We start from the raw sequence: 23,065 nt of genomic DNA, 5'->3' as shown, positions 1-23,065 counted from the left end.
GTAGCGGGACGGTATCTGCGGGGCACGACATGCAGACTGCCATTGGGTGGCGGAAAAATCGGTTCCGAAGAAAAAATATACCTGCCGACCGGTATGCCGCTTGTCCTATTATCGGCATAGATTGTCGCACTCGCGGCTTTCGGCCATTCTCGAATTCTTTTAGAGTTGAGCTGTGCCCCCTAAAACTTCCGAGGCTAGACCTGTGCCCCACGATGGGGCGATCGCCGTACCGACCGAACGTCCGAGCTCGGCGAAAGTCTTGCGCAGCTTCTTGCGGCCGCGTGGCAAAGGCGTGCTCGTGGCGGCCTTGCTCTTCACCGGCCACCAGATCGGCGAGGCCATGGTCCCGATCTCGATCGGCTTGGTGATCGATCTGGCGGTCCGGCGCAGCAGTGTCGGCGACCTGGTGCTCTGGCTCGGCGTCCTGGCACTGGTCTTCGTGGGCCTGTCCTTCTGCTTCCGTGGCGGGGCGAGGGTCAGCATCGTCAATGAACAAGGGATTGCGCACGACCTGCGGATGCGGCTATTGAATCGGGAACTGCAAGGCAGAGGATCCGGACGCACGTCGGGGCAAATGCTCAGCATCGCGAGTTCGGATGCCCAACGGGTCGGTGATTTCGCCGGTGTGGTCTCCTTCGGGGTCGCCGCGGTGGCGGTCATCGGCTTTGCGAGCTGGCAGCTTTTGACCGTTTCCTGGCTTTTGGCGCTGGTCATCCTGCTCGGTGCGCCGTTGTTGCTTCTGCTGGTCGGGCTTCTGGCCAAGGCGTTCGAGCGGCACAGCAGCTCGGAGCAGGAAGCCGCGGCGCGGACCGCGTCGATGGCGACGGACTACTTGAAAGGGCTGCGGACGCTCAAAGCCCTCGGTGCCACCGAAGCCGCGGGTTCCCGGTACCGGGAACAAAGCCAAACCGCCAGGCTGCATTCGACCCGGGCGGCGGGGAGCCTGGCTGCGCTCAGCGGCTTGACGGTCTTCATCAACGGGCTTTATCTGCTGGTGATCGCCTTGATCGGCGGGCAGCTCGCGTTGTCCGGCGCGATGAGCATCGGGGCCTTGATCACCGCGCTCGGCTTGGCCCAGTTGCTGCTGGGGCCGCTGCAGACTTTGGCCCGCACCAGCAGCATGACCGCGCAGGCCAGGGCCTCGGCGCTGCGCATCTCGGATGCCTTGCTGGACGGCGGAATCGCCGACGCTGCGCCGGATCCTGCCGGCACTGCGCCGGAGTCGGGGTTCCCCCGGCCGGAGCCGGGGTTGCTGACCGCCGTGCTCTGCCCGGATCCGCGCAGGGCGGCAGCCTTCGTCGCTGATTTCGGCGCGCGCAGTGGCCCGGGGACCCTTGTGGATCAACACCATACGGTGCTTTTCAACGGCAGCTTGGCCGAGAACGTCGCGCTGGCTGCGGCCGGAAGCCGGCAGCTGGCCGAGGCCGTCGAAACCGCCTGCCTGGGCGATCTGCTCGAGGCGCTCCCGGAAGGCCTGGAATCCGGAATCGGCGACGACGGCGAATGGCTCTCCGGAGGCCAGCGGCAACGGGTCGGCTTGGCCCGTGCGCTCGCCGCCGATCCCCGGGTATTGGTGCTGCAGGATCCGACGTCGGCGGTGGACTCGGTGACCGAAGGGGACATCGCCCGCCGGCTCCGTGCGATGCGCGCCGGGAAGACTACGGTCCTGATCACCGAAAGCCCGGCCTTGGTCAACATCTGCGATCGGGTGGTGCAGCTGTGACCGACCCGAAAACTGCACCGCCGGTTCCGGACCGCGAACAATCGTTGCTGCCCCGGGCCAGCGGCCGGGCCGCGGCAGCCGAGCTGCTCCGCCTGGCCAAACCCTGGGCCGGCAGCGGTGTGCTCGCAGTGCTGAGCCTGTTGTTGGCTTCGCTCGCCACGCTTGCCGTGCCGCTCGGCGTGGGGGCCATGGTGGATGTGGTCACCGGAAACCGCCCGCAGGAAGCGATGTTCTGGGCACTGGGCGCGCTGCTCGGCGCTGCCGCCCTGGGCGGCGTCTGCACCTGGTTGGGCGGCACGTTCGTGGCACGCTTCAGCGAAGGGGCTCTGGCCCGGCTGCGGCAAAAGGTTATCGGGCATTTGATGCGGATCCGGCTGGTCCGGATCGAGCGGGCCGGCCTCGGTGACGTGGTCTCCCGGGTGAGCGCCGACGTCGAACGCGTATCCAGCGCGGCCAAGAGCGGCGTCACCCAGTTCGTCTCGGCGACCTTCACCATCGTGCTGACCCTGTTCGGCCTGGCCGCTTTGGACTACCGCTTCGCGCTCGCCGGCCTGGTCGCGGTCCCGTTGCAGCTTTGGACGCTGTGGCGATATCTGAAGAAATCCGCGCCGATCTATGCCGAACAGCGCGTCGCCGAAGGCGCCCGGGCGCAAGAGATCCTGCAAAGCCAATACGGCCGCAGCACGATCGACGCTTTCGGCGTGGCCGAGGTCTTCCTGGGCCGGATCGGAGCCAGCTCGCGGCGCACCGTGGATTTGGAGCGATCAGTGGTCCGCGTGCTCACGGTGTTCTTCGGCCGGTTGAACGCCGCGGAATTCGTCGGCCTCGGCTGCATCCTAGCCACCGGTTTCTGGTTGTATTCGGCCGGGGAGGTGAGCTTGGGCGCCTGTTCGGCAGCGGCGCTGTTCTTCGCCCAGCTGTTCAACCCGATCAACCTGGCCCTGGGACTGTTCGACGTCGTGCAGCAGGCCGGCTCGGCGCTGACCCGGCTGGTCGGAGTGCTGTCGGTGCCGATCGCCGAGGCTCCGCAGCGGCCAGTGCCCGGTGCCGCATTGGTTGGCCCCGTCGCGGCGAAGGCGATTTCGGTGCGCGACCTGGTGGTGAGCTATCGGCCCGGGCACCCGGTGCTGCATGCAGTGTCCACTGAGATCGGCATCGGTGAGCATGTTGCCGTGGTCGGTTCCAGCGGTGCCGGGAAGAGCACCCTGGGCTCGGCGATCAACGGCGACCGGGAAGCCGAGTCCGGGCAGATCCTGATCGGCGGCGTGCCGCTGAGCGATCTGGCTCCCGATGAGTTGCGCAGTTCGGTGGCATCGGTCAGCCAGAAGACCCATGTCTTTTCCGGCACGCTCGCCGAGGACCTGCGCCTGGTCAAACCCCGGGCCAGCGATGAGGAACTGCATGCGGCACTCTGCGAGGTCGGTGCCGGGCCTTGGGTCGCCGAGCTGCCGGCCGGCTTGGCGACGCTGGTCGGAGCCGGTGGGCAGCAGCTCAGCGCGGTGCAGGAACAACAGCTGGCACTCGCCCGGATCGCTTTGATCGATCCCGGAATCGTGGTGCTGGACGAGGCCACTGCGGAAGACACCGCCAACTCGAGGAGTTTGGAACAGGCCGCCGCCCGGTTGATCGCCGGCAAAACCGCCGTCGTGATCGCGCACCGGCTCTCCCAAGCGGCGGCTGCGGACCGGATCATCGTGATGGCGGAGGGCCGGATCGTGCAGGACGGGACCCATGAGGAATTGCTCGCGGAGCCGGGACGCTACCGCGGGCTCTGGGATGCCTGGACTGCGTCCGGAGTGGAATCGGCGTAATCTGAGAACCATGAACAGCAAAGAGATCCACGATCACATTTCAGAGCTGGTGCAACGGGAACAGGACCTGCGTCGGGAGGCCCCCTCCGAAGGCGTCTCCGCCGAACGTGCAGCAGAGCTGCAGGATCTCGAAGTCCAACTCGACCGGTGCTGGGATTTGCTCCGCCAACGCCGCGCCCGGATCGATGCCGGGGAAAACCCGAATGATGCGAAACTCCGCTCGGTGCAGGAAGTCGAAGGCTACCGGCAGTAGTGCGCCGTCCGGGCATCCGGGCAGCTATTGACCGGAGTTTTGACCGGCGCCGGCCAACGCCGCAATCTCGGCGCGGGCTTGGCGCACCAGGGCCTGGTCCGTGACGAAATAGGCGTTGGGGTCCGCGCCGTCCGCAGAACCCAGGGATATCCCGACGTTCGCTGCCGACGGCCCGGGGCGCTTCGCGCTGAAGTGCACGGCGTCCACCCTGGCCAGCCGGGAAAGGTCTGCGATATCCGCTGGAAGGACCCCGCCGCCGGCCATGATTTGGACGCCGCTGCGTTGTGCGGCCATCGCAGACAAGACCGGGATGCCGTCCCGGGCGCGCTGCGCCTGGCCGGAGCTGAGCACCCGGTCCACCCCGAGTCCGGCCAGGAGCTGCAAGGCCGGCAACGGATCAGCCGACTGGTCGAAGGCCTTGTGGAAGGTTATTTCCACCGCCGGAGCGACTGACTTCGCTGCGGCGATGATCCGGGAAGTTGCTGCCACGTCGATCTGGCCGTCACCGGTCAAGGCACCCAGTACGATGCCGGCAGCGCCTTGCCGGGCCAACAGCTGGGCCTCGTGTTCGGCCGTGCCGATTTCCGAAGCGTCGTAGCAGAAATCTCCCGGGCGCGGACGGATCAGGACATGCACCGGCAGCTCCGTGGCCGCCAAAACGCTTGCGGTGAGTCCTGCGGAAGGGGTGACGCCGCCGAGTTCCAGCGCATTGCACAATTCGAGCCGATCGGCACCGCCGAGCTGCGCGGCGACGGCACCGGCAGCCGAGGCGATCGCGATTTCCAGGACCGGTACCGGATGGCCTGCCTGGTTCACTGGATCGAAACCGCTTGCACGGACGCCACGCACGGCACGTCGCTGTTGATCCGGGAAGCCACGAAGCCCCGGATTGCCGAAGCCACCGAAGCCACCACGCCCGGCGCCCCGTAGCCAGCGTCGACGCCCACGCGCGCGATGACTTTCAACCCACCGTCGAGTTCTTCGACAGCCACGGTCCGGACCGGCGGCGCATCGGTGCTGCGGACGAAGGCGATGACTTGGTCCGCAGCGGTGTGCAAGGTGCTTTTGGGCGGATAAAGTTCGCTGACTCCGGCTACCGCCAGGACGACGTCGTTGAGCGCGTCGACCAGCCCGGCAGAGGGGGAAACGTTCGATTCAGGCGTGCTCACTGGTTATCATCCCCCAACTCCTCGGCCCGCTGGATGTCGATGATCGCGATATCGATTCCGCTGATCGTCAACTGCGTGTGCAATGCCAATGCGGCATAGATCTTCCGGCGCAATTCCTTGGCCAGTCTCTGCAACGGGGCGCCCCACAAGGCGGTGACCCGGATATCCACCCTAATCTCTGCGCCCGGTTCGGTCACATCGCCTTCCAACCGGCACCTGCCGATCATGGCGTTGTCCAGTTCGTCGCCGGCGGCCCGGATCAGCGAAATCACCGCACCTTCGGTCTGGCTCAGTTCGTCGCCGGGGCCGGCGGCTTCGGGCAGCACGGGGTCGATCGGAATGCTGCGTCCGGAACGCGCCTCGAAGGCAATGTTGCTGAAGATCGAGCCCAGCCAGTCGGCATCCGCTTCGGATTGCTCGCGGGAATCCTGGTCGACGAGTTCCGAGGTGAGCGCATTGAGCTGTTCCAGGGCATGCAGCGCCGCCTGGCATTCCGCGCAGGTGTCGATGTACGGATCCGCCGGCTGCCGGCCGGCGTCCAAATAGTCGCTGAGTTGGTCGAGGGTGCGCCCGCAACTGAGCGTTTCAGGGTTCTTGCTCATCGCCACCCCTCCATTTCCTTCATCAAGGCGGTCCGTGCCCTGGCCAATTGTCCGCGAACGGCTGTGCTGGTCATGTCGAGCTGCTCCGCAATCTCTTCATAGCTGTTTTCGCCTATCTCCCGCATGGTCCAGCATCGTCGTTGCATCGGCGGCAAACGGTCCAGCGCCTCGGACAATGCGCTCATCTGCGAACCGGCCAGAGCTTGCCGTTCGGGAGAGTCGCGCGCCGGTGCGGCCACTTCCACCGAATCCAGATCGGTGCTCGGTTTGCGCTTGCGCACCAGGTCGATGCTCTTGTGGCTCACGATCCGCATCAACCAGCTTTTGGCCTTGGCCGGTTCGGCCAGGCTGTCCAGAGTGGTCCAGGCGACGACCAGCGCTTCTTGGACGACGTCGTCGGCTTCCGCATTGGACCCCAGCAATCGGGTTGCATAGGTCCGCATCAGCGAGGCGTAGCGACGAGCCAGGATTTCAAAGGAGCGCACATCGCCGTCCAGCGCCCGCTCCACCAGGAGCGCATCGCTGGCGGTGTTGATTTTGGGCACGGTTCCCGCTTTCGATTGGTTCTCGCTCACCATACCCCTCCGTGTTCGGATTCCGGTTGCCGAAACAGCAGGTCGGGCGCCGGTGCCATGGCACCGGCGCCCGACCTGCTGCGCGGAAGGATTTAGTCCTTCTTCTTGAAACCGTCCAGCAACTTCTCGCCTGCGGCCTTGATGTTGGCGCCGGCGTCCTGCGCGAAGTCCTTGACGTTCTCAACCGCATCGGCTGCGAAGTCCTTGACGTTCTCAACCGCATCCTTGGCTCCGGCCGCGGCCTGATCGGCTTTGCCTTCGGCCTTGAGCTCATTGTTGTCCGTCAAGTTCCCGGCTGCCTCTTTGGCGTTTCCGGCCAGATCCTGCAGCTTGTTCTCTGCTTTGTCGTCGATTCCCATTTTTTCTCCTTTTGTATCGGTTATCTCATGGTGGTTGACCGAGGCCTACTGGACTCGATGCTGGTGCGACCAGCCGGTGCGGACACCGGTGTTGATCGAAATCAGAAGCGGCATCCGTTTGCCGATCAGACGGTCCAGGCCGGCAACCAGGTTCTCCACGGAATCCGCGATTTCCCGGGGTGAGGCTCCTTTGCGGGCCTGCACGGCTACCTTCAAGCCGGGCTCCCGACGGAGCTTCCAGGTGCTGACTGCGGTACTGAGGATCCGCGGATCCTGGGACAGTGCCTCTTTCAGCGCATTGCCGGCAATGTCGTTGTGCAGGACCACCTCGCCTTCGGCGCTTTTGTCGCGATCCAGGATCGCGGTCCGGCCGCCGCCCTGCGAGCTGATCCAGGAAACCAACAGGATCACCAGCAGCAGCATCACGGCCAGCAATGCGGCCCAAAGCCAGCTCAGTTCCAGACCGAAGGCCTGGATCCGGGTGGCGGCCAACTGATCGGCAACGAATGTCCCGGCCTGGCCGGTCCATTCCGCCCAGGCCTGCTTGGCCGTGGGCCAGATGCCGGTCAGCGCGGTCGCCGCCCCGACGGCGATCAGGATCACGGCAATCAGGAAGATGATGGTGCGGTTGAGTCCACGACGGGTGGCATTCATACGCCTACAGCTCCTTGCGGATTGATGGTCACGGTTGCCGTGAAGTTCTTCGCCAATCGCCATGCGGCGATCTCGGCCTGGAGCCCGGCTTGCACGGCTTCCCGATCGACCGGGACTCCGGAGGTGGGCCTGATGTCCACTATCGCTTTGCGGCCGTTGACCCGGGCGAAAACTTGCTCCGGTTGCACCCGGGCAAGCGTGCCCGCGGAACGGGCCAGTGCATCGGCCACTACCGAATCGTCGACCACGACTGCGCCACGATCGCTTTCCAATACCCGGCGGGCCTTCCGGCCCGAGCCGAGCGCGATGCCCAACACGATCAGGCCGACGAGGACGATTCCGGCTCCGGCGGCGATCAGACCGACTTGCGTGGTCCGCTCCGGGACCTGGCTCAGCCAGGTTGCGAGCTGGTCGGGGCTGACCAGCAGGGCCGGTTGCCTGAGCAGTTGCAGGACGATTTCGGTGCCCTGCCAGAGCAGCAGCGCGATCAGCACGATGGCCAGGACCACGGAGCTGGAAGCCCGGGAGCGGTGCGTTTCGCGCCGGACGATGCGTGCAGTGCCCGATGCCGGTGCGACGAGCGACCTGCCGGGGTCCGCTGTGCGCTCGGTTGCGGTAGTGGTGCTCATTGAACTGTTGCCTTCCCTTGGAGGATCGCATTGTTGAGTTCGATGTCGATCCGGCTGACCATGGAACCGGTCAGTTCTTCGGCGCGCTGGCCCAATTCCCGCCGAGCGGTTTCGGAGCGCTGCCAGAGGTCCCCGCCGCTTCGGTCCAGGACCGAAGCATCACTGGCGATTGCGGCCAGCGGCGGGATCGCGATCGGTACGCTGACCGCGATCGCCAGCCGACCGGCGTCGTCCGTGGCATGGGCTTTCACCTGGGAGGGATTGAGGCCGAAAGCATCGGCAGTGACCGCCGTCAACACCCGGTTCAGTGCCGTCCGGGTGATCCGGGTGAAGCCGGCTTGACCTGTCCGGGACATGTCGGCGGCCGCGCTCACGAGGAAGTCCGCTTGCCGGTCAGCGCATCGATCACGCCGCGCAAATCGAGTTTTCCTTCAGCCGCCCGGCCCAGGATTGCGCCTACTGCCATGAAGATCAGCATCAGGATGAATCCCCAGAAGCCCCAGGCGAGTGCGCTTGCTGCCAAGACGGCTGCTACTGCTATTCCGGTGACTGTGCTGCTCATTCGACTCGGCTCCCTGAGGTGATGTTCTTGGCGGTCTCGGTGTTCTTGGACTCTTCCTTGGTCTGGGAATCGTCTTTGTCTTCGGACGGGATGTGGATGTCGCTGATCGTGATGTTCACTTCGACCACGTCCAAGCCGACCAGTTCTTCCACGGCGGAGTAGACGGCGGAACGGACCTCATCGGCGACGCTCTTGAGCGGCTTCGGGTACTCGACCACCATGGTGATGTCCACGGCTACCTGCTTTTCGCCGACCTCGACCGAAACACCCTGGGTCAGATCGGTGTTGCCGACCGCGTCCCGGATCGCTCCGATGGCCCGGGCTGCTCCGCCGCCGAGGGCATACACGCCGGCTACGTCACGGGTGGCGATGCCGACTACTTTCGCGACGACGCCGTCTTCGATGGTGGTCTTGCCGGCGTTGTCCGGGTTCTGTGCGGCTTTCGCATCGTTCTGGACTGCTGGCTTTGCTGCTGTGGGCTGGTTGCTCATCAGATTCTCCTTATGCGTTTGGGTTGCCTTCATGGGTAAGTCGTGGTGCGGTCCGGAAACGTCACGGGGATATTTATGTGACCTGCATCACCTTGGGCTGTGCGAGCCATCCAGGCTGCCCGGATAGAATATGGAGCCAGCTGAAACCGGCCATGAAGCGAGGGACAATTGCCGATTTTTACCGCACGCTTTGCCAGCGCCGAGGAGCAGGAGCAGTGGGATGAGAAAGTCGTCTCCAACCCCTTGGGCGGCAATCTCCTGCAGTCGGAGGCCTTTGCCGAAGTCAAGGCCCAATACGGCTGGGCGGTGCGATTCCTGGTCCTGGAATCGGCCGAGTACACCAGTTACAACTTGGTGTTGGAGAAGTCGTTCCCGTTCTTCGGGAAGCTCTGGTATCTGACCAAGGGGCCGGATCTGGCCGCGGTCGAACACCTGCCGGCGGCTTTGGACGCGATCCGGAAACTCAGCTCCGCGCAGAAGCTCAAGGTCTTCGCGGTCAAAATCGAGCCCGACTTCCTGGACGGCGACGCCGCCCGCTCGCTGTTGCTGGCTTCTGGCCTGCGCAAGATGCCCAACCTGCAGCCGAATGATTCGACGGTGCTCATCGACACCACCGCTGAGCCGGAACAGATCCTGCGCAGTCTCTCCTCGCGCGGCCGCAATGCCGTCCGGCGGGCGCAGCGGGAAGGCGTCGAAGTGGAACGGGTGGAGCCGAACGAGGAAAACTACCGGATCATGTACGACCTCCGCGCGCAGACGCTCGCCGGGAAGAGTTCCGCGGGCAGCCGGGAATACGCCTACTACCAGAAGTTCTGGAGCGGATTCGTGGCGCGCGGACAGGGCCGGCTGTACTTCGTCCGGGAGGAGGGGCGGGTGGTGGTGGGCGCCTTCGTGATCAATTACGGGCGTAAAGGCACTTACAAGGACGGCGGTTCTTCGGCCAAGCGCGCCCGTTATGGCGATTCCCACCTGGTGCAATGGGTGGCACTGAATGATCTGAAGAATTTGCCGGAGCCGATCGTCGAATACGATCTCTGCGGCACGCCACCGGCGGATCGGATCAAAGATGCCAGCCATCCCTACTATGGCCTGGGGCTTTTCAAAACTTCGTTCAACAAGACGGTCACGGATTTCGTGGGTTGCTGGGACCTGCCGGTGGACGGATTCCGTTATCGCCTTTGGTCCACCGTGGGGGAGCGGTTGGCCCGGTGGATCAATGCCCGGCGTACCGGACAAGAATTCTACTGAGGTCGCGATGGTTGCAAACGACGATCGCCAGGCGGACCGCGAAGCCGGTTCCGGCGAGCCGAAACGTCCCGCGGAGCGCGATCCGCGGCCGAACTCGAAACCCGTGCCGACCGTGCAGCAATCGCGGGAGAACCTGGCGGCCAAGCGCGGGCTGCGCCGCCTAGTGCGCAGCGAGGCGCCGCCCACGGCACCGATGAGCATCGTCGAACGGTTGGCCGGCAGTCCCTATGCGAACCCGACGATCCAGGTCGGCGGGGTGGACAACTCCGCGCGCAGGTCGATCGATTTCAGCCTGCTTTTGGCGGAGACGATGTTCCGGTTCGGAGCCGGCGCGTTGGAGGTGGAGACCAGCATCATCGCGGTCACCGCGGCCTTCGGCCTGCGCAATGTCGAGGTGGACATCACCAACCAGTCGATCAACATCAACTATGCGCCGAAGAATGCCACCCCGATCACGCTGCTGCGGGTGGTGCGTTCTTGGACCAACAACTTCGCGGGTCTGGCCGAAGTCCACCAACTGGTCACCGAAATCGTCGCCGGCGATGTGAGCCGGGAACAAGCGGACCGGCGGCTCAAGGCGATCCTGAACAAGCCCAAGCCGTATCCCCGATGGATGGTCACGCTGGCCAGCGGCGTCTTCGCGGCCTGCGTCGTCGGGGTGATCGGCGGCGGAATTTGGGGTGCCCTGGTGGCTTTGGGATCGTCGGTCCTGGTGAGTCTGCTGAACCGCCGGCTTGCCAAATGGCGGGTTCCGGACTTCTTCGCGACGGCGGCCAGCGCGTTCCTGATCACCGTGATCGCCTTGGTGTTCACGGGCTTCCAGGTACCGATTTCACCGAGCGCGGTGATCACCGGGGGAATTTTGCTGCTCTTGCCGTCGGGCCGGTTGGTTTCCGCAGTACAGGATGCGATCAATGGCTTCCCGGTGACGGCTGCCGGCCGCTTCCTGTCCGTGTTCTTGACTTTCGGCGCGATCGTCTCCGGCATCGCGGTGGCTTCGGTGCTCGGTGTGCTGCTGACGGACCAGAATCAGAATCTGCTGCAGAATCCCGATCCGGTTCCGCCGCCGCTGTACCTGGTGTTGCTGTTGGTGACCTTTGCCACCGTGTTGATCGGCATCGCGGAGCAGACTCTGCCGAAGCTGCTGTTGCCGACCGCAGTGGCCGGGCTGGTCGGCTACCTGGTGCTCTACGTCAGTGCTTTGCTGGGCATCGGTCCGCGGCTCGCGCCGGCTGTGGCCGCCGTCGCGGTGGGCGTGGTGGCCCGATTCGTGGCGTTGCGCCTGGGCGCCCCGCAACTCGTGGTCGCGGTTCCGTCGATTTTGTTCTTGCTGACCGGCCTGTCGATCTTCCGGGCGATGTTCGCACTGACCGTCTCCACCGAATCGTCTTTGGAAGGCGTGACCGGTCTGTTCAATGCTTTGGTGGTGATTCTGGGCGTAGCCGCCGGTGTGGTGCTCGGCGACAATGTAGCCCGCCCACTGTGGCGGCGCAGCTTCTCCGTGGAGGGCCGGCGCAACCGGCGACGTTGAATCGGCGATCGCCGGGCCTGGCGGTTATTTGAGCAGTTTGGACATCCGGCGGTCGGCCAGCAGCTTTCCGCCGGTTTGGCACCCTGGGCAGTACTGCAGCGTCCGATCGGCGAACGCGACTTCGCGGATCGTGCCGCCGCATTCCGGGCAAGCCTCACCTGTTCGGGCATGGACCCGCATACCCGCCCGTTTGGCGTCCTTCAACTCGGCTGCCGGTTTGCCGCTGGCAGCGCTGACCGCAGCGGTCAAGATCGTGACGATGGAGTGGTACAGAGTGGCGAGTTGCGCCTCGGACAAGGCGTTGCTGGGTGCGAACGGCGACAATTTGGCCAAATGCAGAATCTCGTCGCTGTAGGCGTTGCCGATTCCGGCGATCATTTTCTGGTCCCGGAGCACCCCTTTGATCTGCGCCCGTTTCGGCGCGAGGATCTGCTTCAAGGATTCCAAGGTGAATTCAGGAGCGAGCGGATCCGGCCCCAGCGTGGCGATGCCGGGAACCTCGTCGGCAGAACGGACCAAATAGATCGCCAGGCTTTTCCGGGTGCCGGCTTCGGTCAAGTCCAGCTTGTGGCGGTCGAAAAGCAGGCGGGCGGTGAGATAACCGCCTGGTTTGATCGGAGCGCTGCGCCCGGTCCCGGGCCTCGGGCCGAGCTTGAGCCAGCCGGCTTTGGCGAGGTGGAAAACCAAGTGGGCGCCGGCGTCGTCGGCGGCCGAGGGGCCAAAAGCGAGATCGAGGAACTTTCCGTGCCGTCGCACCGACTCGACCGTCCGGCCCAGCATCTCCGGTGGCTGGATCCCGGCGGTCTTGAGCGCGGTGAACGAAGCGATCTGCAAGCTCTCCAATACCTGGCCGCGCAGTTCCGCAGCCAAGTATGAACTCAGTCCGACCAGTTCCGGCAGTTCAGGCATGCACCTATTCTGCCCCGGTGCACCGACAAGATGAAGGCCGGCGGCTTTTGCCGACGGATCGCTAGATCTTCCCGATCGGTTCTTTTTTCTCGGCTTGGAAGCGGTCTTCGCTGCGGCCGTAGGCCCAGTAGCCGGAGATCGAGACTTGATTCCGTTCCAGGCCGCGTTGCTTGAAGAGCACGTCGCGGAGTGCTTTGACGTGTTCCCGCTCGCCGTGCACGAAAGCTTGCACCGTGCCGTCCGGCCAGGCCGCAGCAGCTACCGCTTGGACCAATTTGCCGCTGGTCCCGGCGGCATCGCCGTCGCGGAAGATCCAGTTCAACTCGACTCCGGCCGGTGCCCGGACCGTTTGCACATCGGCTTCGTTGCCGACTTCGATGAAGGCCAAGCCGCGGGCCGAAGCCGGGAGCGACTCGATGGCTGCCGCGATGGCAGGCAAGGCCGATTCATCACCGGCGAAAAGGTGCCAGTCCGCAGCCGGGTCCGGGGCATAGCCGCCGCCCGGTCCGGAGACGATCAGCCGGTCTCCGGGTTGCGCCGCGGCCGCCCAGGGGCCGGCCAACCCCTCGGCTCCGTGCACTACGAAGTCGATCGCCAGCTCGCCCTGTTCCGGATTCACCCAACGAATCGTGTAGGTGCGGGTGACCGGCCAGTGTTCGCGGGGCATCGATTCGCGCAGCGCGAAAACATCCACCGGTTCCGGGTACTCGATTCCCGGCTGCAGGAAATGGATCTTGACGTATTGGTCGGTACTCGAATTCGGCTGGAAATCGGCAAAACCCGGGCCTCCCGAGATCACCCGCACCATGTGTTCGCTGAGTTTTTCCGTGCGGAGCACGGTCAAACTGGTCTGTGGACGGGGCTTCACGGCTGGTGCGACGGTCATGGCTGACTCCTTAGGGTTGCCTAAGTAGCCTAACGTATCTGCCAATCGATCGGTGCCGCGCCTTGTTTTGCCAGCAGTTCGTTGATCTTGCTGAATGGTCGGGAGCCGAAGAAGCCGCGGGAGGCGGAAAGCGGGCTGGGGTGGGCCGAGGCCACGGTGGGTGCGCCCTCCAGCAGCGGGGTGAGGTTCCGGGCGTCGTTGCCCCAGAGCAAAGCGACCAGGGGGTAGCGCGCACCCGCCGCGCTGCGCCGTCCGACAATCGCTTTGATCGCTGCTTCGGTGATCGGTTCCCAGCCTTTCCCACGGTGCGATGCCGGGGTGCCGGGGCGGACGCTGAGCACGCGGTTGAGCAACAGCACGCCTTGTTCCGACCAGCTGCCCAGATCGCCGTGTTCGGCCGGCGCGATGCCCAGATCCTCGCGCAATTCCTTGTAGATGTTGCCCAGGCTCCGCGGGATCGGCCGGACGTCCCGTTCGACCGCGAAGGACAGGCCGATCGGGTGCCCGAAGGTGGGGTAGGGGTCCTGGCCCACCACCAATACTTTGACCGAGCTGAGTGGTTGCTCGAAGGCCCGGAGCACGTGCTTGGGCGCAGGCAGGAAACCCGGGCCGCCGTCGGCCTCCTGGGCGGCGGCGAATTCGGTTTTCAGGAATGCCCCCATCTCCTTGAACTGGGGTTCCAGCGCGGACAGCGCGGCGGCCCAATCCGGGCTGAAGCTGCTCAACGGGTCGGTGGCCAACAGGTCCAGGGCTTCGCGGTTGCTCAGATTCGACGGCACAGGCCAATTCTTCCAGATTTCGCCCCGCCCCGCCCGGCCTCCTGCACATCCCCATAACGCCCCGCCATTTCCCGCGACTTCCCGCGCGTCGGGTTTCGTTCTGGGGGCGAATGACAACGGTGTGATTCGCCATTATCATGGAAAGAACGCAACAGCTCGGAACAAGCAGATAGGGGAGTGTCGTGGCCGAATCGGTGGCAGTAACACTCGAAGACCTCAACGCCGGAATCCACCCCGGGGACACTGCTTTGAGCGAGCGCGATCAGCAAGTGCTGGCGCTGGAACGGCACTGGTGGAAGTACGCCGGAGCCAAGGAACAGGCGATCCGCGAGCTCTTCGATCTGTCCGCCACGCACTACTACCAGATCCTCAATGCGCTCATCGACACCGATGACGCGCTGGCCTATGACCCCATGCTGGTCAAGAGATTGCGTAGACTACGTAGCACGCGCCAACGCGCCAGGACGGCTCGCCGCCTGGGAAACTGACGGTCCAACACCGGCCGTCGAGGGCAGACACGGCATTGAAGGACGCGCTACACAGATGAGCAAATACCCGCGGGATGAATTCGACAACGTCCCGGAATCCTCTTCTCGGCAGGGAGTGCATCGCACCGCGATGGATGCGCCCCGGCCCGGCCTTTGGCCGATTGTGGCCTTCGCCGTAGTGGCGCTGCTGATCGGCGCGGCGGCATTCCTGGTCATCCCCCGGCTCATCGGCACCGCGCCTGCGGCCAGCGGCGAGAGCAGCAGCGGGCAGAGCCCCAGCAACTCGGCAACCGCCGATTCGCCGAGTCCGAGCAGCAGCGCGGCAAGTACTCCGCCGGCTACTCCGACGGCGCCGAGCACTCCGACGACTCCGCCGCCTCCGCCGGTCGACAAGACCCAGCCGGTCAACGTCTACAACGCCACCACGATCAGCGGCTTGAGCGCCCGGGTGGCCCAGCAGGTCCGCGCCGACGGTTGGACGGTTCCGCTGAGCGCCAATTGGCAAGGTTATGCCCAACCCAGCTCGGTGATTTTCTACAACGGCGCGGCCCAGAAGCCCAATGCCGACGCGCTGGGTGCCTTATTGGGCATCACCCGGCTGGTGGATACGGCCGATCTCGGCATTCCGCTCGCCGTTGTGCTCGGGCCCGGCGCGCAGTAATCCGCAGGCAATGGCCGGTCACGTCTGGATAACATTCTGACGTTGCGTAGCCCGCGCCCCGCAATATCGACGTGATTTTGGTTACAGTTGGGAGCCAAGGTCCGTGCAATGCAGTGCGGATGCTTCAGGACGATGCAAGGGGAACACCATGGCGCAAGGAACCGTCAAATGGTTCAACGCTGAAAAAGGCTTCGGCTTCATCACGGTCGATGACGATGGCGGCGACGTCTTCGTGCATTGGTCCGCAATTGAAATGGAAGGCTACCGCTCGCTCGACGAGGGGCAGCGGGTCCAGTTCGACGTCGGGCAGGGACCGAAAGGCCCGCAGGCCGAAAAAGTGAAGGCCGCGTAAGCGTAGAGATCCAAAGCTGAGGCGGGGTCCGGCAGCTGCCGGACCCCGCCTCAGCTTTGTGCCGCCGGGCGTCCGGGGATCAACCCACCAGCGGAATGCCTTTGGCATCGGTCCGGAAGTTGTCCGAGCCGATCAGAATCAGGATTCCTTCGGTGAATCCCCAAATCGCGGAGACGAACGACAGAAACCCGAGCGAGAGCACAGTGATCAGCAACTGGGCCACGGCCTTGCCGGTGTAACCCAGATAAAAGTTATGCACGCCGAAAGCCCCGAGCAGAATGCCCAGCAGCCCGGCCAGAACCTTGTTCTTGCCCATGGCGCCGGCATACCCGGGTGCGTAGCCGGGCTGACTGTAGTTCGGCTGGTTGTAGTTCTGTTGGCTGTGGTTCTGTGGCGGAGCCGGGTAGGCCGGTGGCGCATCATTGGCTGGAGCCGGATAAGCCTGGGGTGTTCCGAAGGCCGCCGGTGTCCCGTACGCCGCCGGCTCCTGCCGGGCCGTCTCGGAATCGGGTTCCGGGATGCTTGGCTTCTCGCTCATGCTGATCGCTCCATCTGGTGAGGGTCGAACTGACCGTTCGGGCAAATTCCCGATACGGCAGGTATCTCTCACTGAAGGCTAGCCAGGCGACATTGCGATCTCCACAGTTTTGGCCCTTTTTGGGGGGTCAATCCGGGAAACCACCTAGTGGTTCGGGGAGTGCGCCGATTTCGCGCTGAGCCTAAGCGGCCGAATTCCGCTGTCCTCTGCTTGCACTCTCACCCCTCGAGTGCTAATTATTGAGTTAGCACTCTCCTGTTATGACTGCTAAGAATTTCGAGTCGGACAGGGGATTCGACCAGATCGGCGAGGTGCTCGGCTCGATGTACCGAATTCATCGGCCGGGTTGCCGTCCGTCGCGGGCGCCGAAGTCTGGTCATGTTCCTCACATGATTGTCCCGAAAGGACTGAAGCCTCCATGGCCAAGATCATTGCATTCGATGAAGAGGCGCGCCGCGGCCTCGAGCGGGGATTGAACATCCTCGCCGACGCCGTCAAGGTGACCCTCGGCCCGCGCGGCCGCAACGTCGTGCTGGAAAAGAAGTGGGGCGCCCCCACGATCACCAACGATGGCGTGTCCATCGCCAAGGAGATCGAGCTGGAGGACCCGTACGAGAAGATCGGCGCCGAGCTGGTCAAGGAAGTCGCCAAGAAGACTGACGAAGTCGCCGGCGACGGTACCACCACCGCTACCGTTCTGGCCCAGGCCTTGGTTCGCGAAGGCTTGCGCAACGTCGCAGCCGGCGCTGATCCGCTGAGCCTCAAGCGCGGCATCGAGAAGGCTGTCGCCGCGGTGACCGAGCAGCTGCTGGCTTCCGCCAAGGAAGTCGAGACCAAAGAAGAGATCGCGGCCACTGCTTCGATCTCCGCCGCGGACACCCAGATCGGCGCGTTGATCGCCGAAGCCCTGGACAAGGTCGGCAAAGAAGGCGTCATCACGGTCGAAGAGTCCAACACCTTCGGTCTGGAACTCGAGCTCACCGAGGGCATGCGCTTCGACAAGGGCTACATCTCGCAGTACTTCGTCACCGACGCCGAGCGCCAGGAGACGGTCCTCGAGGATCCCTACATCCTGATCGTCAACTCCAAGATCTCCAATGTCAAAGACATGGTCGCGATCCTGGAAAAGGTCATGCAGTCCGGCAAGCCCTTGCTGATCATCGCGGAAGACGTCGAAGCCGAGGCTTTGGCGACCCTCATCGTGAACAAGATCCGCGGGCTGTTCAAGTCGGTTGCGGTCAAGGCTCCCGGCTTCGGCGACCGCCGCAAGGCCCAGCTGGCCGACATCGCGATCCTCACCGGCGGCCAGGTCATCTCGGAAGAGGTCGGCTTGAGCTTGGAAAACGCCACGCTGGACCTGTTGGGCCAGGCGCGCAAAGTCGTTGTCACCAAGGACGAGACCACCATTGTGGAAGGCGCCGGCGATGCCGAGCAGATTGCGGGCCGAGTCGCCCAGATCCGCGCCGAAATCGACAACTCCGATTCCGATTACGACCGTGAGAAGCTGCAGGAGCGGTTGGCCAAGCTGGCCGGCGGCGTTGCCGTGATCAAGGCCGGTGCGGCAACCGAGGTCGAGCTCAAAGAGCGCAAGCACCGGATCGAAGACGCGGTCCGCAACGCCAAGGCCGCAGTCGAAGAAGGCATCGTCCCCGGCGGTGGCGTGGCTTTGATCCAGGCCGGCGTCAAAGCATTCGAAACCTTGGACCTCGAAGGCGATGAGGCTACTGGCGCGAACATCGTGCGGGTCGCCATCGATGCCCCGCTGAAGCAGATCGCGATCAACGCTGGTCTGGAGCCGGGCGTCGTCGTCGACAAGGTGCGTGGCTTGCCGGTCGGGCACGGCCTCAACGCTGCTACCGGAGTCTATGAGGATCTGCTCGCCGCAGGCGTCAACGATCCGGTCAAGGTGACCCGCTCTGCACTGCAGAACGCGGCCTCGATTGCCGGCCTGTTCCTGACCACCGAAGCCGTGGTTGCGGACAAGCCGCAGAAGAACGCTCCGGCTGCGCCGGGCGGAGACGAAATGGGCGGCATGGGCGGGTTCTAACCCGGCCTGGCTCTTCAGCTCGAAAACCCAGTTCGAAAACGGCGTCCCGCTGAATCTACGGATTCAGCGGGACGCTGTCGTTTCTGCGCGGTCAGTGTGCCAACTCGGTGGGGCGCAGTCCCGCGGACTGCTGGCGGTTCTCGCCCGCGATCCGACCGGCCAGCGCGTGCAGCGTCTTGGCCAATCCGAGGCGTAGCGCGCCGACCCGGCGAGGCGCATCGGGGACATGCTCGACGACGGCCGCGTCGGGAAGCGCCGATCGTGCCAGATCTCGGGTAGCGTCCAGGGCTTGGAACGGCAGGAACATGGCCTGCTCCTTTCGGGGATCAGAGGGGCTTGGGGGCGGGGCCGGTGCTTGATCGGACCACCAGTTGGGTATCCAAGGTGATTTGCCGGTCCGTCCGTTCCTGATCGATCAGCAACTCGCCGGTCAGCCGGCCGCGCTCGAATGCCGGTTGGTGCACGGTGGTCAGGCCCGCCGCCGCAGCCGCCGGTATGTCGTCGAAGCCGGTGAGCGAGACGTCTTTGCCGGGGGCCAGGCCGCGGACCTTCATGGCCTCCAGTACGCCGAGTGCCTGCACGTCGGCCAGGCAAATGATCGCAGTGGGCCGGTTCTGCTGGTCCAGCAGGGTCTCGCCGGCCAGCCTTCCGGCGTCCACGCTGTTCGGCGCGCTGTTGAAGACCTGCAGGTTCGCCTCCGGCATGGCCGCGGAAAGCCCGGCAAAACGGGCGCTGCTGTTGAGATCCGCCAAATCTTCCGGCCCGGCGAATTCGGACCGTTGATAGCTGCTGCTGCAATTGGCGGAGACCACGACCGCGACGTTCCGATGCCCCAGCCGGCTCAAGTGCTGGCCGATCCGAGCGCTAGCCGCAGCCTCGTCGATGGCCACCCAGCTGGTTTTCGGATCGTCGAGGCGCGTGCCGCCGACGAAGGGGACGTTCCGGTCGAGGAAGGCCCGTGCTGCCGGGTGGTCCGAGTCGAGGCCGAAGGTGGCGAAGGCATCGATCGCCGGATGCCGCAGGTTCCCGGAGCCGTCTTCGACCACCGGAAGCAATAGGACGCCGATTTGCCGGGCTTCGCAAGCGGTGGTCAGGCCGGCGAGGAACTGCACCGCGTACGGGTCCGAAAAGCCGTAGGAGAGCCGTTCCGTCATCAGCAAGCCGATGGTCCAGGATTTCCCACTGCGCAGGGTGCGGGCCGCGGCATCCGGGCCGGCGTAACCGAGCTCGGCGGCGGCTTCGAAAATCCGGCTGCGCAATTCGCTGGAGAGCTGGTCCGGCTTGTTGTAGGCGTTGGAAACGGTCGAGATGCTCACCCCGACCTGCTCGGCCACGGTCTTCAGGTTCGGCATGCTGCACGAGCTTTCTGTATCGTTCTAGAAAATCGTTCTAGAAAAACGATACAGGAAACCGGAAGCTGCGCCAAGACCCTTACCCGGGCCATCCAATCGCCTCATTCAGTCCCATCGCCTCATTCAGTGGGCAAGGCCGTCCTGGCCCGCTGAACCGTCGAATTGGCCGCGCCTGGGGCTGGAGGGTGCGGCTGGGGAGAATTCCTTGGTTGGGCCGTCGGTCTGGGAAGATGAACAGCATGACGATCATCGCTGCCGCCGACGGTTCGGCGCTGGGCAATCCGGGGCCGGCCGGCTGGGCCTGGTACATCGACGAAACCGCTTGGCGAGCCGGGGGGTGGCCGCACGGTACCAACAACCAAGGCGAACTGATGGCGGTGCTGGATCTCTTCCGGGCCACCGCGCACCGGCCGGAGGAGCCGTTGCAGATCCTCTGCGACAGCCAGTACGTGATCAACTGCGTCACCAAGTGGATGCCCGGCTGGAAGCGGAAGGGCTGGCGCAAGGCCGACGGCAAGCCGGTGCTCAACGTCGAGCTGCTCAAAGCGATCGACGCGGAGCTGATCGGGCGCAGCTACCGCTTCGAATGGGTGAAGGGCCATGCCGGCCACGAGCTCAATGAAGCCGCAGACGTGCGGGCCCGTTCGGTGGCGACCGCTTATCAGAACGGCACGGAGCCGGAAGCCGGGCCGGGCTTCCCCGGCCAGGCGGCCAGCGCTCCGCAGGATTCCGGAGCGGTCGTGGCAACGCCGTCCACCGGGCCGGCCGAAGAGCCGGATCTGTTCTCGGTGCTCGACGACGAATTGCCGGTCCAGCCAGATCCGCTGGCCCTGCTGCAAGGCTACGATCAGGAACTTTTCGGCGCAGATGCCAGCCGGGCCGCAGTGCTGCTCGCAGAGGATTTCGAAGAAATCGGCGCCAATGGCCGTTGGTGGGACCGGGAAGCGGTGCTCGCCGAAGGGGCGCTACGGCCGCGGAACCTGCAACCGTTCAGTGCCACGGTCGACGGCGACATGGCCGTGTTGCTGTACCGGGGCGCTGAAACCGGCAGTCCACTGTTGCAGACCTCGGTGTGGCGCAGGCAGGGTGCGCAATGGCGGTTGCGGTTGCGGCAAAGCACTCCGGAAGCCGGGCCGGTTTAGCCTGCGGGATCGTCGTCCGCCGAGCCCGGGCTCTCGAACGGCAACTGCACGGTCATCGTGGCACCGCCGCCTTCGGTCTTGCTCACTCTGACTTGGCCCTGGTGCGAGGAGACGATTGCGGAAACGATCGCCAGGCCCAGCCCGGATCCGCCGGTATCCCGGTTCCGCGACGACTCGGCGCGGTAGAAGCGTTCGAAGATCTTCGGCGCCACGGCGTCGTCGATGCCCGGACCATGGTCGCGCACCTGCAGCGTGGAATAGCGCACGCCGTCTTCGATGCCGACGCCGACCGCTACTTCCAGCGGCGTGTTCTTCGGCGTGTAACGCAAAGCGTTGGCCATCAGATTGGCGACGACCTGGCGCAACCGCGCCTCATCGCCCCGGGTGGGCGAATTCGTCGCCGGGCCGCCGTCCAGGCCGATCACGGTGATCTTCCGGTCCGGCGAGGAGGCTCGGGCATCGACCGCCGCGTCGTTTCCGAGCACCAGCAGGTCGACCGGCTTTTTTTGCAGCGGCCGCTGTTCGTCGATCCGGGCCAGGACCAGCAAGTCCTCGACCAAGGCACCCATCCGCTTGGCCTCGCTTTCGATCCGGTTCATCGCGGTGCCCACATCGTCGCTGTCCTGCAGGGCGCCGTGCCGGTACAGCTCGGAGAAGCCCCGGATGGTCACCAGTGGGGTCCGCAACTCGTGCGAGGCGTCCGCGACGAAACGCCGCATCCGGCCTTCGGAGGCTTTCCGGGCGTCGAAAGCTGCTTCGATGTGCGCCAGCATGGTGTTCAAGGACACCGAGAGCCGGCCGACTTCGGTGGCCGGATTCTGGATCTTCACGCGTTGCGACAGATCGCCGTCGGCGATGGCGGCCGCGGTCCGCTCCGCCCGGACGAGCGGTCGGAAGGAGCGGCTCACGGTCCAGAACGCGATCAGGGTGCCCAGCGCCACCGCAGTCAACCCGACCGAGATCATCACCATCGCGAGCCGGTCCACCGAGGCGTTGAAATTGTCGTAGGTCATCGCGATCATGATGTAGCCCGGCGCGGAGACGCCTTGCTCCAGGCCGGGCAGGTTCTTGAGCACCACCGGGGCCACCAGCACGGCCCGCCACTTGGTCGGATCCCGGCGGTCCTGGATGTCGAACGGTTTGCCGTTCATGCCGATCGCGGCGGACAGCGGCAGCGGGTCCAGATCCGGGGTGATCTGGCCGGGGCTCGATTCGAGCACCACTCTGCCGTCTTTGTCCGACATCCTGAAGTAGATGTTCAGGGCTTTGTTCTTCGCCTCATCGGGCGTGTATCCGGAGCCGAAGATCGTCGACTGCACGATGCTCAGTTGCGAATCCATCTGGTCGATCAAGAATCCGCGCAGCAAAATGTAGGTCGTCGATCCCAGAGCGATCAGGGACACTGCGAGCAGGGCGCTGATGATCGCCACCAACTGCGTCCGAAGCGATGCCCGCCGCCAGAGCTTGACCACTGATACCGGTTACCTTCGATTACCTTTTTTCGGCCGTACGCAGGACGTAGCCGACCCCTCGCTTGGTCTGGATGAGCGCGGGTGCGTCCGGATCGGTGTCCACTTTGCGGCGCAGGTAGGAAATGTACGACTCCACGATCGAAGCGTCGCCGTTGAAGTCGTATTCCCAGACATGGTCCAGGATTTGGGCTTTGGAGAGCACCCGGTTGGGGTTCAGCATCAGATAGCGCAGCAGTTTGAATTCAGTGGGCGAGAGCTCGATCGAGGTGCCGGCCCGCCGGACTTCATGCGCATCGTCGTCCAATTCCAGATCGTCGACCCGGATCACCGCGTCGTCGTCGTCGGTCGGTTGGGTCCGCCGCAGCACCGCGCGGATCCGGGCGACGACCTCGTCCAGGCTGAACGGCTTGGTGACGTAATCGTCGCCGCCGACGGTCAGGCCGGTGACTTTGTCTTCGGTGTCGTCCCGGGCGGTCAGGAAGAGTACCGGGAAGTGCCGGCCGGCTGCGCGCAGCCGGCGGGTCACCGTGAAGCCGTCCATGTCCGGAAGCATCACGTCGAGGACCGCCAGGTCCGGATTGTGTTCTTCCGCCGCGCTCAACGCCTCGCGGCCATTGCCGGCAGCAACCACGTCGAAACCGGCGAAGCGCAGGGAAGTGGAAAGCAATTCACGGATGTTCGGTTCGTCGTCGACGACCAAGAGCCGTGCTTCAGGTCCATTCTTTTTCACGGCTCCCATGATCCTCCCAGTTTCTGGGAATTGTCTGAACGTTAGATGAGTGTTGCTGGAGATTCTCTGTTGTTTGTCAGGGAACATCCTGCATGTATCGAT

Annotated in this window: 28 protein-coding genes; 10 read left to right on the top strand and 18 right to left on the bottom strand. The window is 64.6% G+C overall.

Annotated elements, in window-relative coordinates; genetic code table 11:
• Positions 1-202: 202 nt before the first annotated feature.
• The 3 genes from JOE69_RS07625 to JOE69_RS07615 are packed head-to-tail and all read left to right on the top strand — an operon-like array spanning position 203 to position 3,787.
• Complete coding sequence (locus JOE69_RS07625; protein ID WP_309797479.1) at positions 203-1,723, top strand: ABC transporter transmembrane domain-containing protein; 1,521 nt, start codon at positions 203-205, stop codon at positions 1,721-1,723.
• The gene (locus JOE69_RS07620; RefSeq protein WP_309797477.1) at positions 1,720-3,534 is read left to right on the top strand and encodes an ABC transporter ATP-binding protein; all 1,815 of its coding nucleotides are present in this window, start codon (positions 1,720-1,722) and stop codon (positions 3,532-3,534) included. Before JOE69_RS07625 ends, JOE69_RS07620 begins: the two co-directional genes overlap by 4 nt.
• A gap of 10 nt (positions 3,535-3,544) precedes the next feature.
• Positions 3,545-3,787: a DUF2630 family protein gene (locus tag JOE69_RS07615; protein ID WP_296364386.1), complete on the top strand. Its 243-nt coding sequence runs from the start codon at positions 3,545-3,547 to the stop codon at positions 3,785-3,787.
• A 24-nt stretch (positions 3,788-3,811) separates the two neighbouring features.
• Here JOE69_RS07615 and JOE69_RS07610 read toward each other — a convergent pair whose 3' ends face one another.
• From JOE69_RS07610 to JOE69_RS07565, 10 genes are all read right to left on the bottom strand, one after another.
• Positions 3,812-4,603 carry a copper homeostasis protein CutC gene (locus JOE69_RS07610; protein ID WP_309797474.1) on the bottom strand — a complete coding sequence of 264 codons (792 nt, stop codon included), beginning with the start codon at positions 4,601-4,603 and terminating at the stop codon, positions 3,812-3,814.
• Positions 4,600-4,956: a hypothetical protein gene (locus JOE69_RS07605; protein ID WP_309797472.1), complete on the bottom strand. Its 357-nt coding sequence runs from the start codon at positions 4,954-4,956 to the stop codon at positions 4,600-4,602. Before JOE69_RS07605 ends, JOE69_RS07610 begins: the two co-directional genes overlap by 4 nt.
• Positions 4,953-5,558 (bottom strand): hypothetical protein, encoded by a 606-nt coding sequence (locus tag JOE69_RS07600; protein WP_296364389.1) that lies wholly within the window; start codon positions 5,556-5,558, stop codon positions 4,953-4,955. The genes JOE69_RS07605 and JOE69_RS07600 overlap by 4 nt, the downstream gene beginning before the upstream one ends.
• Positions 5,555-6,133: an RNA polymerase sigma factor gene (locus JOE69_RS07595; RefSeq protein WP_309797470.1), complete on the bottom strand. Its 579-nt coding sequence runs from the start codon at positions 6,131-6,133 to the stop codon at positions 5,555-5,557. The genes JOE69_RS07600 and JOE69_RS07595 overlap by 4 nt, the downstream gene beginning before the upstream one ends.
• Before the next feature lie 92 nt (positions 6,134-6,225).
• Positions 6,226-6,492 (bottom strand): CsbD family protein, encoded by a 267-nt coding sequence (locus JOE69_RS07590; protein WP_296364391.1) that lies wholly within the window; start codon positions 6,490-6,492, stop codon positions 6,226-6,228.
• 45 nt (positions 6,493-6,537) lie between these two features.
• A complete protein-coding gene (locus JOE69_RS07585) occupies positions 6,538-7,146 on the bottom strand; it encodes a hypothetical protein (protein WP_309797467.1) in 609 nt (202 codons plus the stop codon).
• Entirely contained in the window at positions 7,143-7,775 is a 633-nt protein-coding gene (locus JOE69_RS07580; protein WP_309797465.1) for a hypothetical protein, read from the bottom strand. The genes JOE69_RS07585 and JOE69_RS07580 overlap by 4 nt, the downstream gene beginning before the upstream one ends.
• Complete coding sequence (locus JOE69_RS07575) at positions 7,772-8,149, bottom strand: hypothetical protein (protein WP_309797463.1); 378 nt, start codon at positions 8,147-8,149, stop codon at positions 7,772-7,774. The genes JOE69_RS07580 and JOE69_RS07575 overlap by 4 nt, the downstream gene beginning before the upstream one ends.
• Positions 8,146-8,337, bottom strand: a complete 192-nt coding sequence (locus JOE69_RS07570) for a hypothetical protein (RefSeq protein WP_296364395.1) — start codon at positions 8,335-8,337, stop codon at positions 8,146-8,148. The genes JOE69_RS07575 and JOE69_RS07570 overlap by 4 nt, the downstream gene beginning before the upstream one ends.
• Positions 8,334-8,828 carry an Asp23/Gls24 family envelope stress response protein gene (locus JOE69_RS07565; protein WP_296364396.1) on the bottom strand — a complete coding sequence of 165 codons (495 nt, stop codon included), beginning with the start codon at positions 8,826-8,828 and terminating at the stop codon, positions 8,334-8,336. The genes JOE69_RS07570 and JOE69_RS07565 overlap by 4 nt, the downstream gene beginning before the upstream one ends.
• A 168-nt stretch (positions 8,829-8,996) precedes the next feature.
• Here JOE69_RS07565 and JOE69_RS07560 point away from each other — a divergent pair, with 168 nt between their 5' ends.
• Complete coding sequence (locus tag JOE69_RS07560) at positions 8,997-10,076, top strand: lipid II:glycine glycyltransferase FemX (RefSeq protein ID WP_309797461.1); 1,080 nt, start codon at positions 8,997-8,999, stop codon at positions 10,074-10,076.
• Between the two features lie 7 nt (positions 10,077-10,083).
• On the top strand, positions 10,084-11,607 hold the full coding sequence (locus JOE69_RS07555) for a threonine/serine exporter family protein (protein ID WP_309797459.1): 1,524 nt from the start codon (positions 10,084-10,086) through the stop codon (positions 11,605-11,607).
• Positions 11,608-11,631: 24 nt separating this feature from the next.
• Here JOE69_RS07555 and JOE69_RS07550 read toward each other — a convergent pair whose 3' ends face one another.
• From JOE69_RS07550 to JOE69_RS07540, 3 genes are all read right to left on the bottom strand, one after another.
• A complete protein-coding gene (locus tag JOE69_RS07550; RefSeq protein WP_309797456.1) occupies positions 11,632-12,516 on the bottom strand; it encodes an Fpg/Nei family DNA glycosylase in 885 nt (294 codons plus the stop codon).
• Between the two features lie 61 nt (positions 12,517-12,577).
• Positions 12,578-13,402, bottom strand: a complete 825-nt coding sequence (locus JOE69_RS07545; RefSeq protein WP_309797454.1) for a siderophore-interacting protein — start codon at positions 13,400-13,402, stop codon at positions 12,578-12,580.
• A 29-nt stretch (positions 13,403-13,431) separates the two neighbouring features.
• Positions 13,432-14,181, bottom strand: coding sequence for a uracil-DNA glycosylase (locus JOE69_RS07540; protein WP_374709686.1), 750 nt, complete (start codon positions 14,179-14,181; stop codon positions 13,432-13,434).
• Between the two features lie 194 nt (positions 14,182-14,375).
• On the opposite strand from JOE69_RS07540, the gene JOE69_RS07535 reads away from it, so the two are divergent.
• The 3 genes from JOE69_RS07535 to JOE69_RS07525 all read left to right on the top strand — a co-directional run bounded on the left by JOE69_RS07535 (position 14,376) and on the right by JOE69_RS07525 (position 15,682).
• Positions 14,376-14,669 (top strand): DUF3263 domain-containing protein, encoded by a 294-nt coding sequence (locus JOE69_RS07535; protein WP_296364401.1) that lies wholly within the window; start codon positions 14,376-14,378, stop codon positions 14,667-14,669.
• A 55-nt stretch (positions 14,670-14,724) separates the two neighbouring features.
• On the top strand, positions 14,725-15,330 hold the full coding sequence (locus JOE69_RS07530; RefSeq protein WP_309797451.1) for a LytR C-terminal domain-containing protein: 606 nt from the start codon (positions 14,725-14,727) through the stop codon (positions 15,328-15,330).
• A gap of 148 nt (positions 15,331-15,478) precedes the next feature.
• Positions 15,479-15,682, top strand: a complete 204-nt coding sequence (locus JOE69_RS07525; RefSeq protein WP_296364403.1) for a cold-shock protein — start codon at positions 15,479-15,481, stop codon at positions 15,680-15,682.
• Between the two features lie 79 nt (positions 15,683-15,761).
• Here JOE69_RS07525 and JOE69_RS07520 read toward each other — a convergent pair whose 3' ends face one another.
• A complete protein-coding gene (locus tag JOE69_RS07520) occupies positions 15,762-16,220 on the bottom strand; it encodes a TM2 domain-containing protein (RefSeq protein WP_309797448.1) in 459 nt (152 codons plus the stop codon).
• A gap of 418 nt (positions 16,221-16,638) precedes the next feature.
• Between JOE69_RS07520 and groL the strand changes: the two genes are divergently transcribed.
• The gene (gene groL / locus JOE69_RS07515; RefSeq protein WP_296364405.1) at positions 16,639-18,267 is read left to right on the top strand and encodes a chaperonin GroEL; all 1,629 of its coding nucleotides are present in this window, start codon (positions 16,639-16,641) and stop codon (positions 18,265-18,267) included.
• A 91-nt stretch (positions 18,268-18,358) separates the two neighbouring features.
• Here the strand turns inward: groL and JOE69_RS07510 are convergent, their stop codons facing one another.
• A complete protein-coding gene (locus JOE69_RS07510; RefSeq protein ID WP_309797445.1) occupies positions 18,359-18,574 on the bottom strand; it encodes a hypothetical protein in 216 nt (71 codons plus the stop codon).
• Positions 18,575-18,593: 19 nt separating this feature from the next.
• A complete protein-coding gene (locus tag JOE69_RS07505) occupies positions 18,594-19,619 on the bottom strand; it encodes a LacI family DNA-binding transcriptional regulator (protein ID WP_309797444.1) in 1,026 nt (341 codons plus the stop codon).
• 239 nt (positions 19,620-19,858) lie between these two features.
• Here JOE69_RS07505 and JOE69_RS07500 point away from each other — a divergent pair, with 239 nt between their 5' ends.
• Positions 19,859-20,761, top strand: a complete 903-nt coding sequence (locus tag JOE69_RS07500; protein ID WP_309797442.1) for an RNase H family protein — start codon at positions 19,859-19,861, stop codon at positions 20,759-20,761.
• On the opposite strand, the gene JOE69_RS07495 is transcribed toward JOE69_RS07500, so the two are convergent.
• Both JOE69_RS07495 and JOE69_RS07490 read right to left on the bottom strand, forming a co-directional pair.
• Positions 20,758-22,233, bottom strand: coding sequence for a sensor histidine kinase (locus JOE69_RS07495; protein WP_309797440.1), 1,476 nt, complete (start codon positions 22,231-22,233; stop codon positions 20,758-20,760). The genes JOE69_RS07500 and JOE69_RS07495 overlap by 4 nt on opposite strands.
• A gap of 19 nt (positions 22,234-22,252) precedes the next feature.
• Positions 22,253-22,972, bottom strand: coding sequence for a response regulator transcription factor (locus JOE69_RS07490; protein WP_296364410.1), 720 nt, complete (start codon positions 22,970-22,972; stop codon positions 22,253-22,255).
• Between the last annotated feature and the right edge of the window lie 93 nt (positions 22,973-23,065).

This window comes from Arthrobacter russicus (assembly GCF_031454135.1).
Taxonomy (GTDB): domain Bacteria; phylum Actinomycetota; class Actinomycetes; order Actinomycetales; family Micrococcaceae; genus Renibacterium; species Renibacterium russicum.
Note: the sequence above shows the minus strand (reverse complement) of the source record. Positions and strands in the feature narration are given on the sequence as shown.

Bases quoted from the DNA above. Each gene is read 5' to 3' on its own strand.
- JOE69_RS07590 (WP_296364391.1), bottom strand. From the start codon at position 6,492: ATGGGAATCGACGACAAAGCAGAGAACAAGCTGCAGGATCTGGCCGGA.
- JOE69_RS07525 (WP_296364403.1), top strand. From the start codon at position 15,479: ATGGCGCAAGGAACCGTCAAATGGTTCAACGCTGAAAAAGGCTTCGGC.
- JOE69_RS07615 (WP_296364386.1), top strand. From the start codon at position 3,545: ATGAACAGCAAAGAGATCCACGATCACATTTCAGAGCTGGTGCAACGG.
- JOE69_RS07570 (WP_296364395.1), bottom strand. From the start codon at position 8,337: ATGAGCAGCACAGTCACCGGAATAGCAGTAGCAGCCGTCTTGGCAGCA.
- JOE69_RS07500 (WP_309797442.1), top strand. From the start codon at position 19,859: ATGACGATCATCGCTGCCGCCGACGGTTCGGCGCTGGGCAATCCGGGG.
- JOE69_RS07580 (WP_309797465.1), bottom strand. From the start codon at position 7,775: ATGAGCACCACTACCGCAACCGAGCGCACAGCGGACCCCGGCAGGTCG.
- JOE69_RS07520 (WP_309797448.1), bottom strand. From the start codon at position 16,220: ATGAGCGAGAAGCCAAGCATCCCGGAACCCGATTCCGAGACGGCCCGG.
- groL (WP_296364405.1), top strand. From the start codon at position 16,639: ATGGCCAAGATCATTGCATTCGATGAAGAGGCGCGCCGCGGCCTCGAG.
- JOE69_RS07585 (WP_309797467.1), bottom strand. From the start codon at position 7,146: ATGAATGCCACCCGTCGTGGACTCAACCGCACCATCATCTTCCTGATT.
- JOE69_RS07545 (WP_309797454.1), bottom strand. From the start codon at position 13,402: ATGACCGTCGCACCAGCCGTGAAGCCCCGTCCACAGACCAGTTTGACC.
- JOE69_RS07510 (WP_309797445.1), bottom strand. From the start codon at position 18,574: ATGTTCCTGCCGTTCCAAGCCCTGGACGCTACCCGAGATCTGGCACGA.
- JOE69_RS07505 (WP_309797444.1), bottom strand. From the start codon at position 19,619: ATGCCGAACCTGAAGACCGTGGCCGAGCAGGTCGGGGTGAGCATCTCG.
- JOE69_RS07600 (WP_296364389.1), bottom strand. From the start codon at position 5,558: ATGAGCAAGAACCCTGAAACGCTCAGTTGCGGGCGCACCCTCGACCAA.
- JOE69_RS07550 (WP_309797456.1), bottom strand. From the start codon at position 12,516: ATGCCTGAACTGCCGGAACTGGTCGGACTGAGTTCATACTTGGCTGCG.
- JOE69_RS07565 (WP_296364396.1), bottom strand. From the start codon at position 8,828: ATGAGCAACCAGCCCACAGCAGCAAAGCCAGCAGTCCAGAACGATGCG.
- JOE69_RS07530 (WP_309797451.1), top strand. From the start codon at position 14,725: ATGAGCAAATACCCGCGGGATGAATTCGACAACGTCCCGGAATCCTCT.
- JOE69_RS07555 (WP_309797459.1), top strand. From the start codon at position 10,084: ATGGTTGCAAACGACGATCGCCAGGCGGACCGCGAAGCCGGTTCCGGC.
- JOE69_RS07490 (WP_296364410.1), bottom strand. From the start codon at position 22,972: ATGGGAGCCGTGAAAAAGAATGGACCTGAAGCACGGCTCTTGGTCGTC.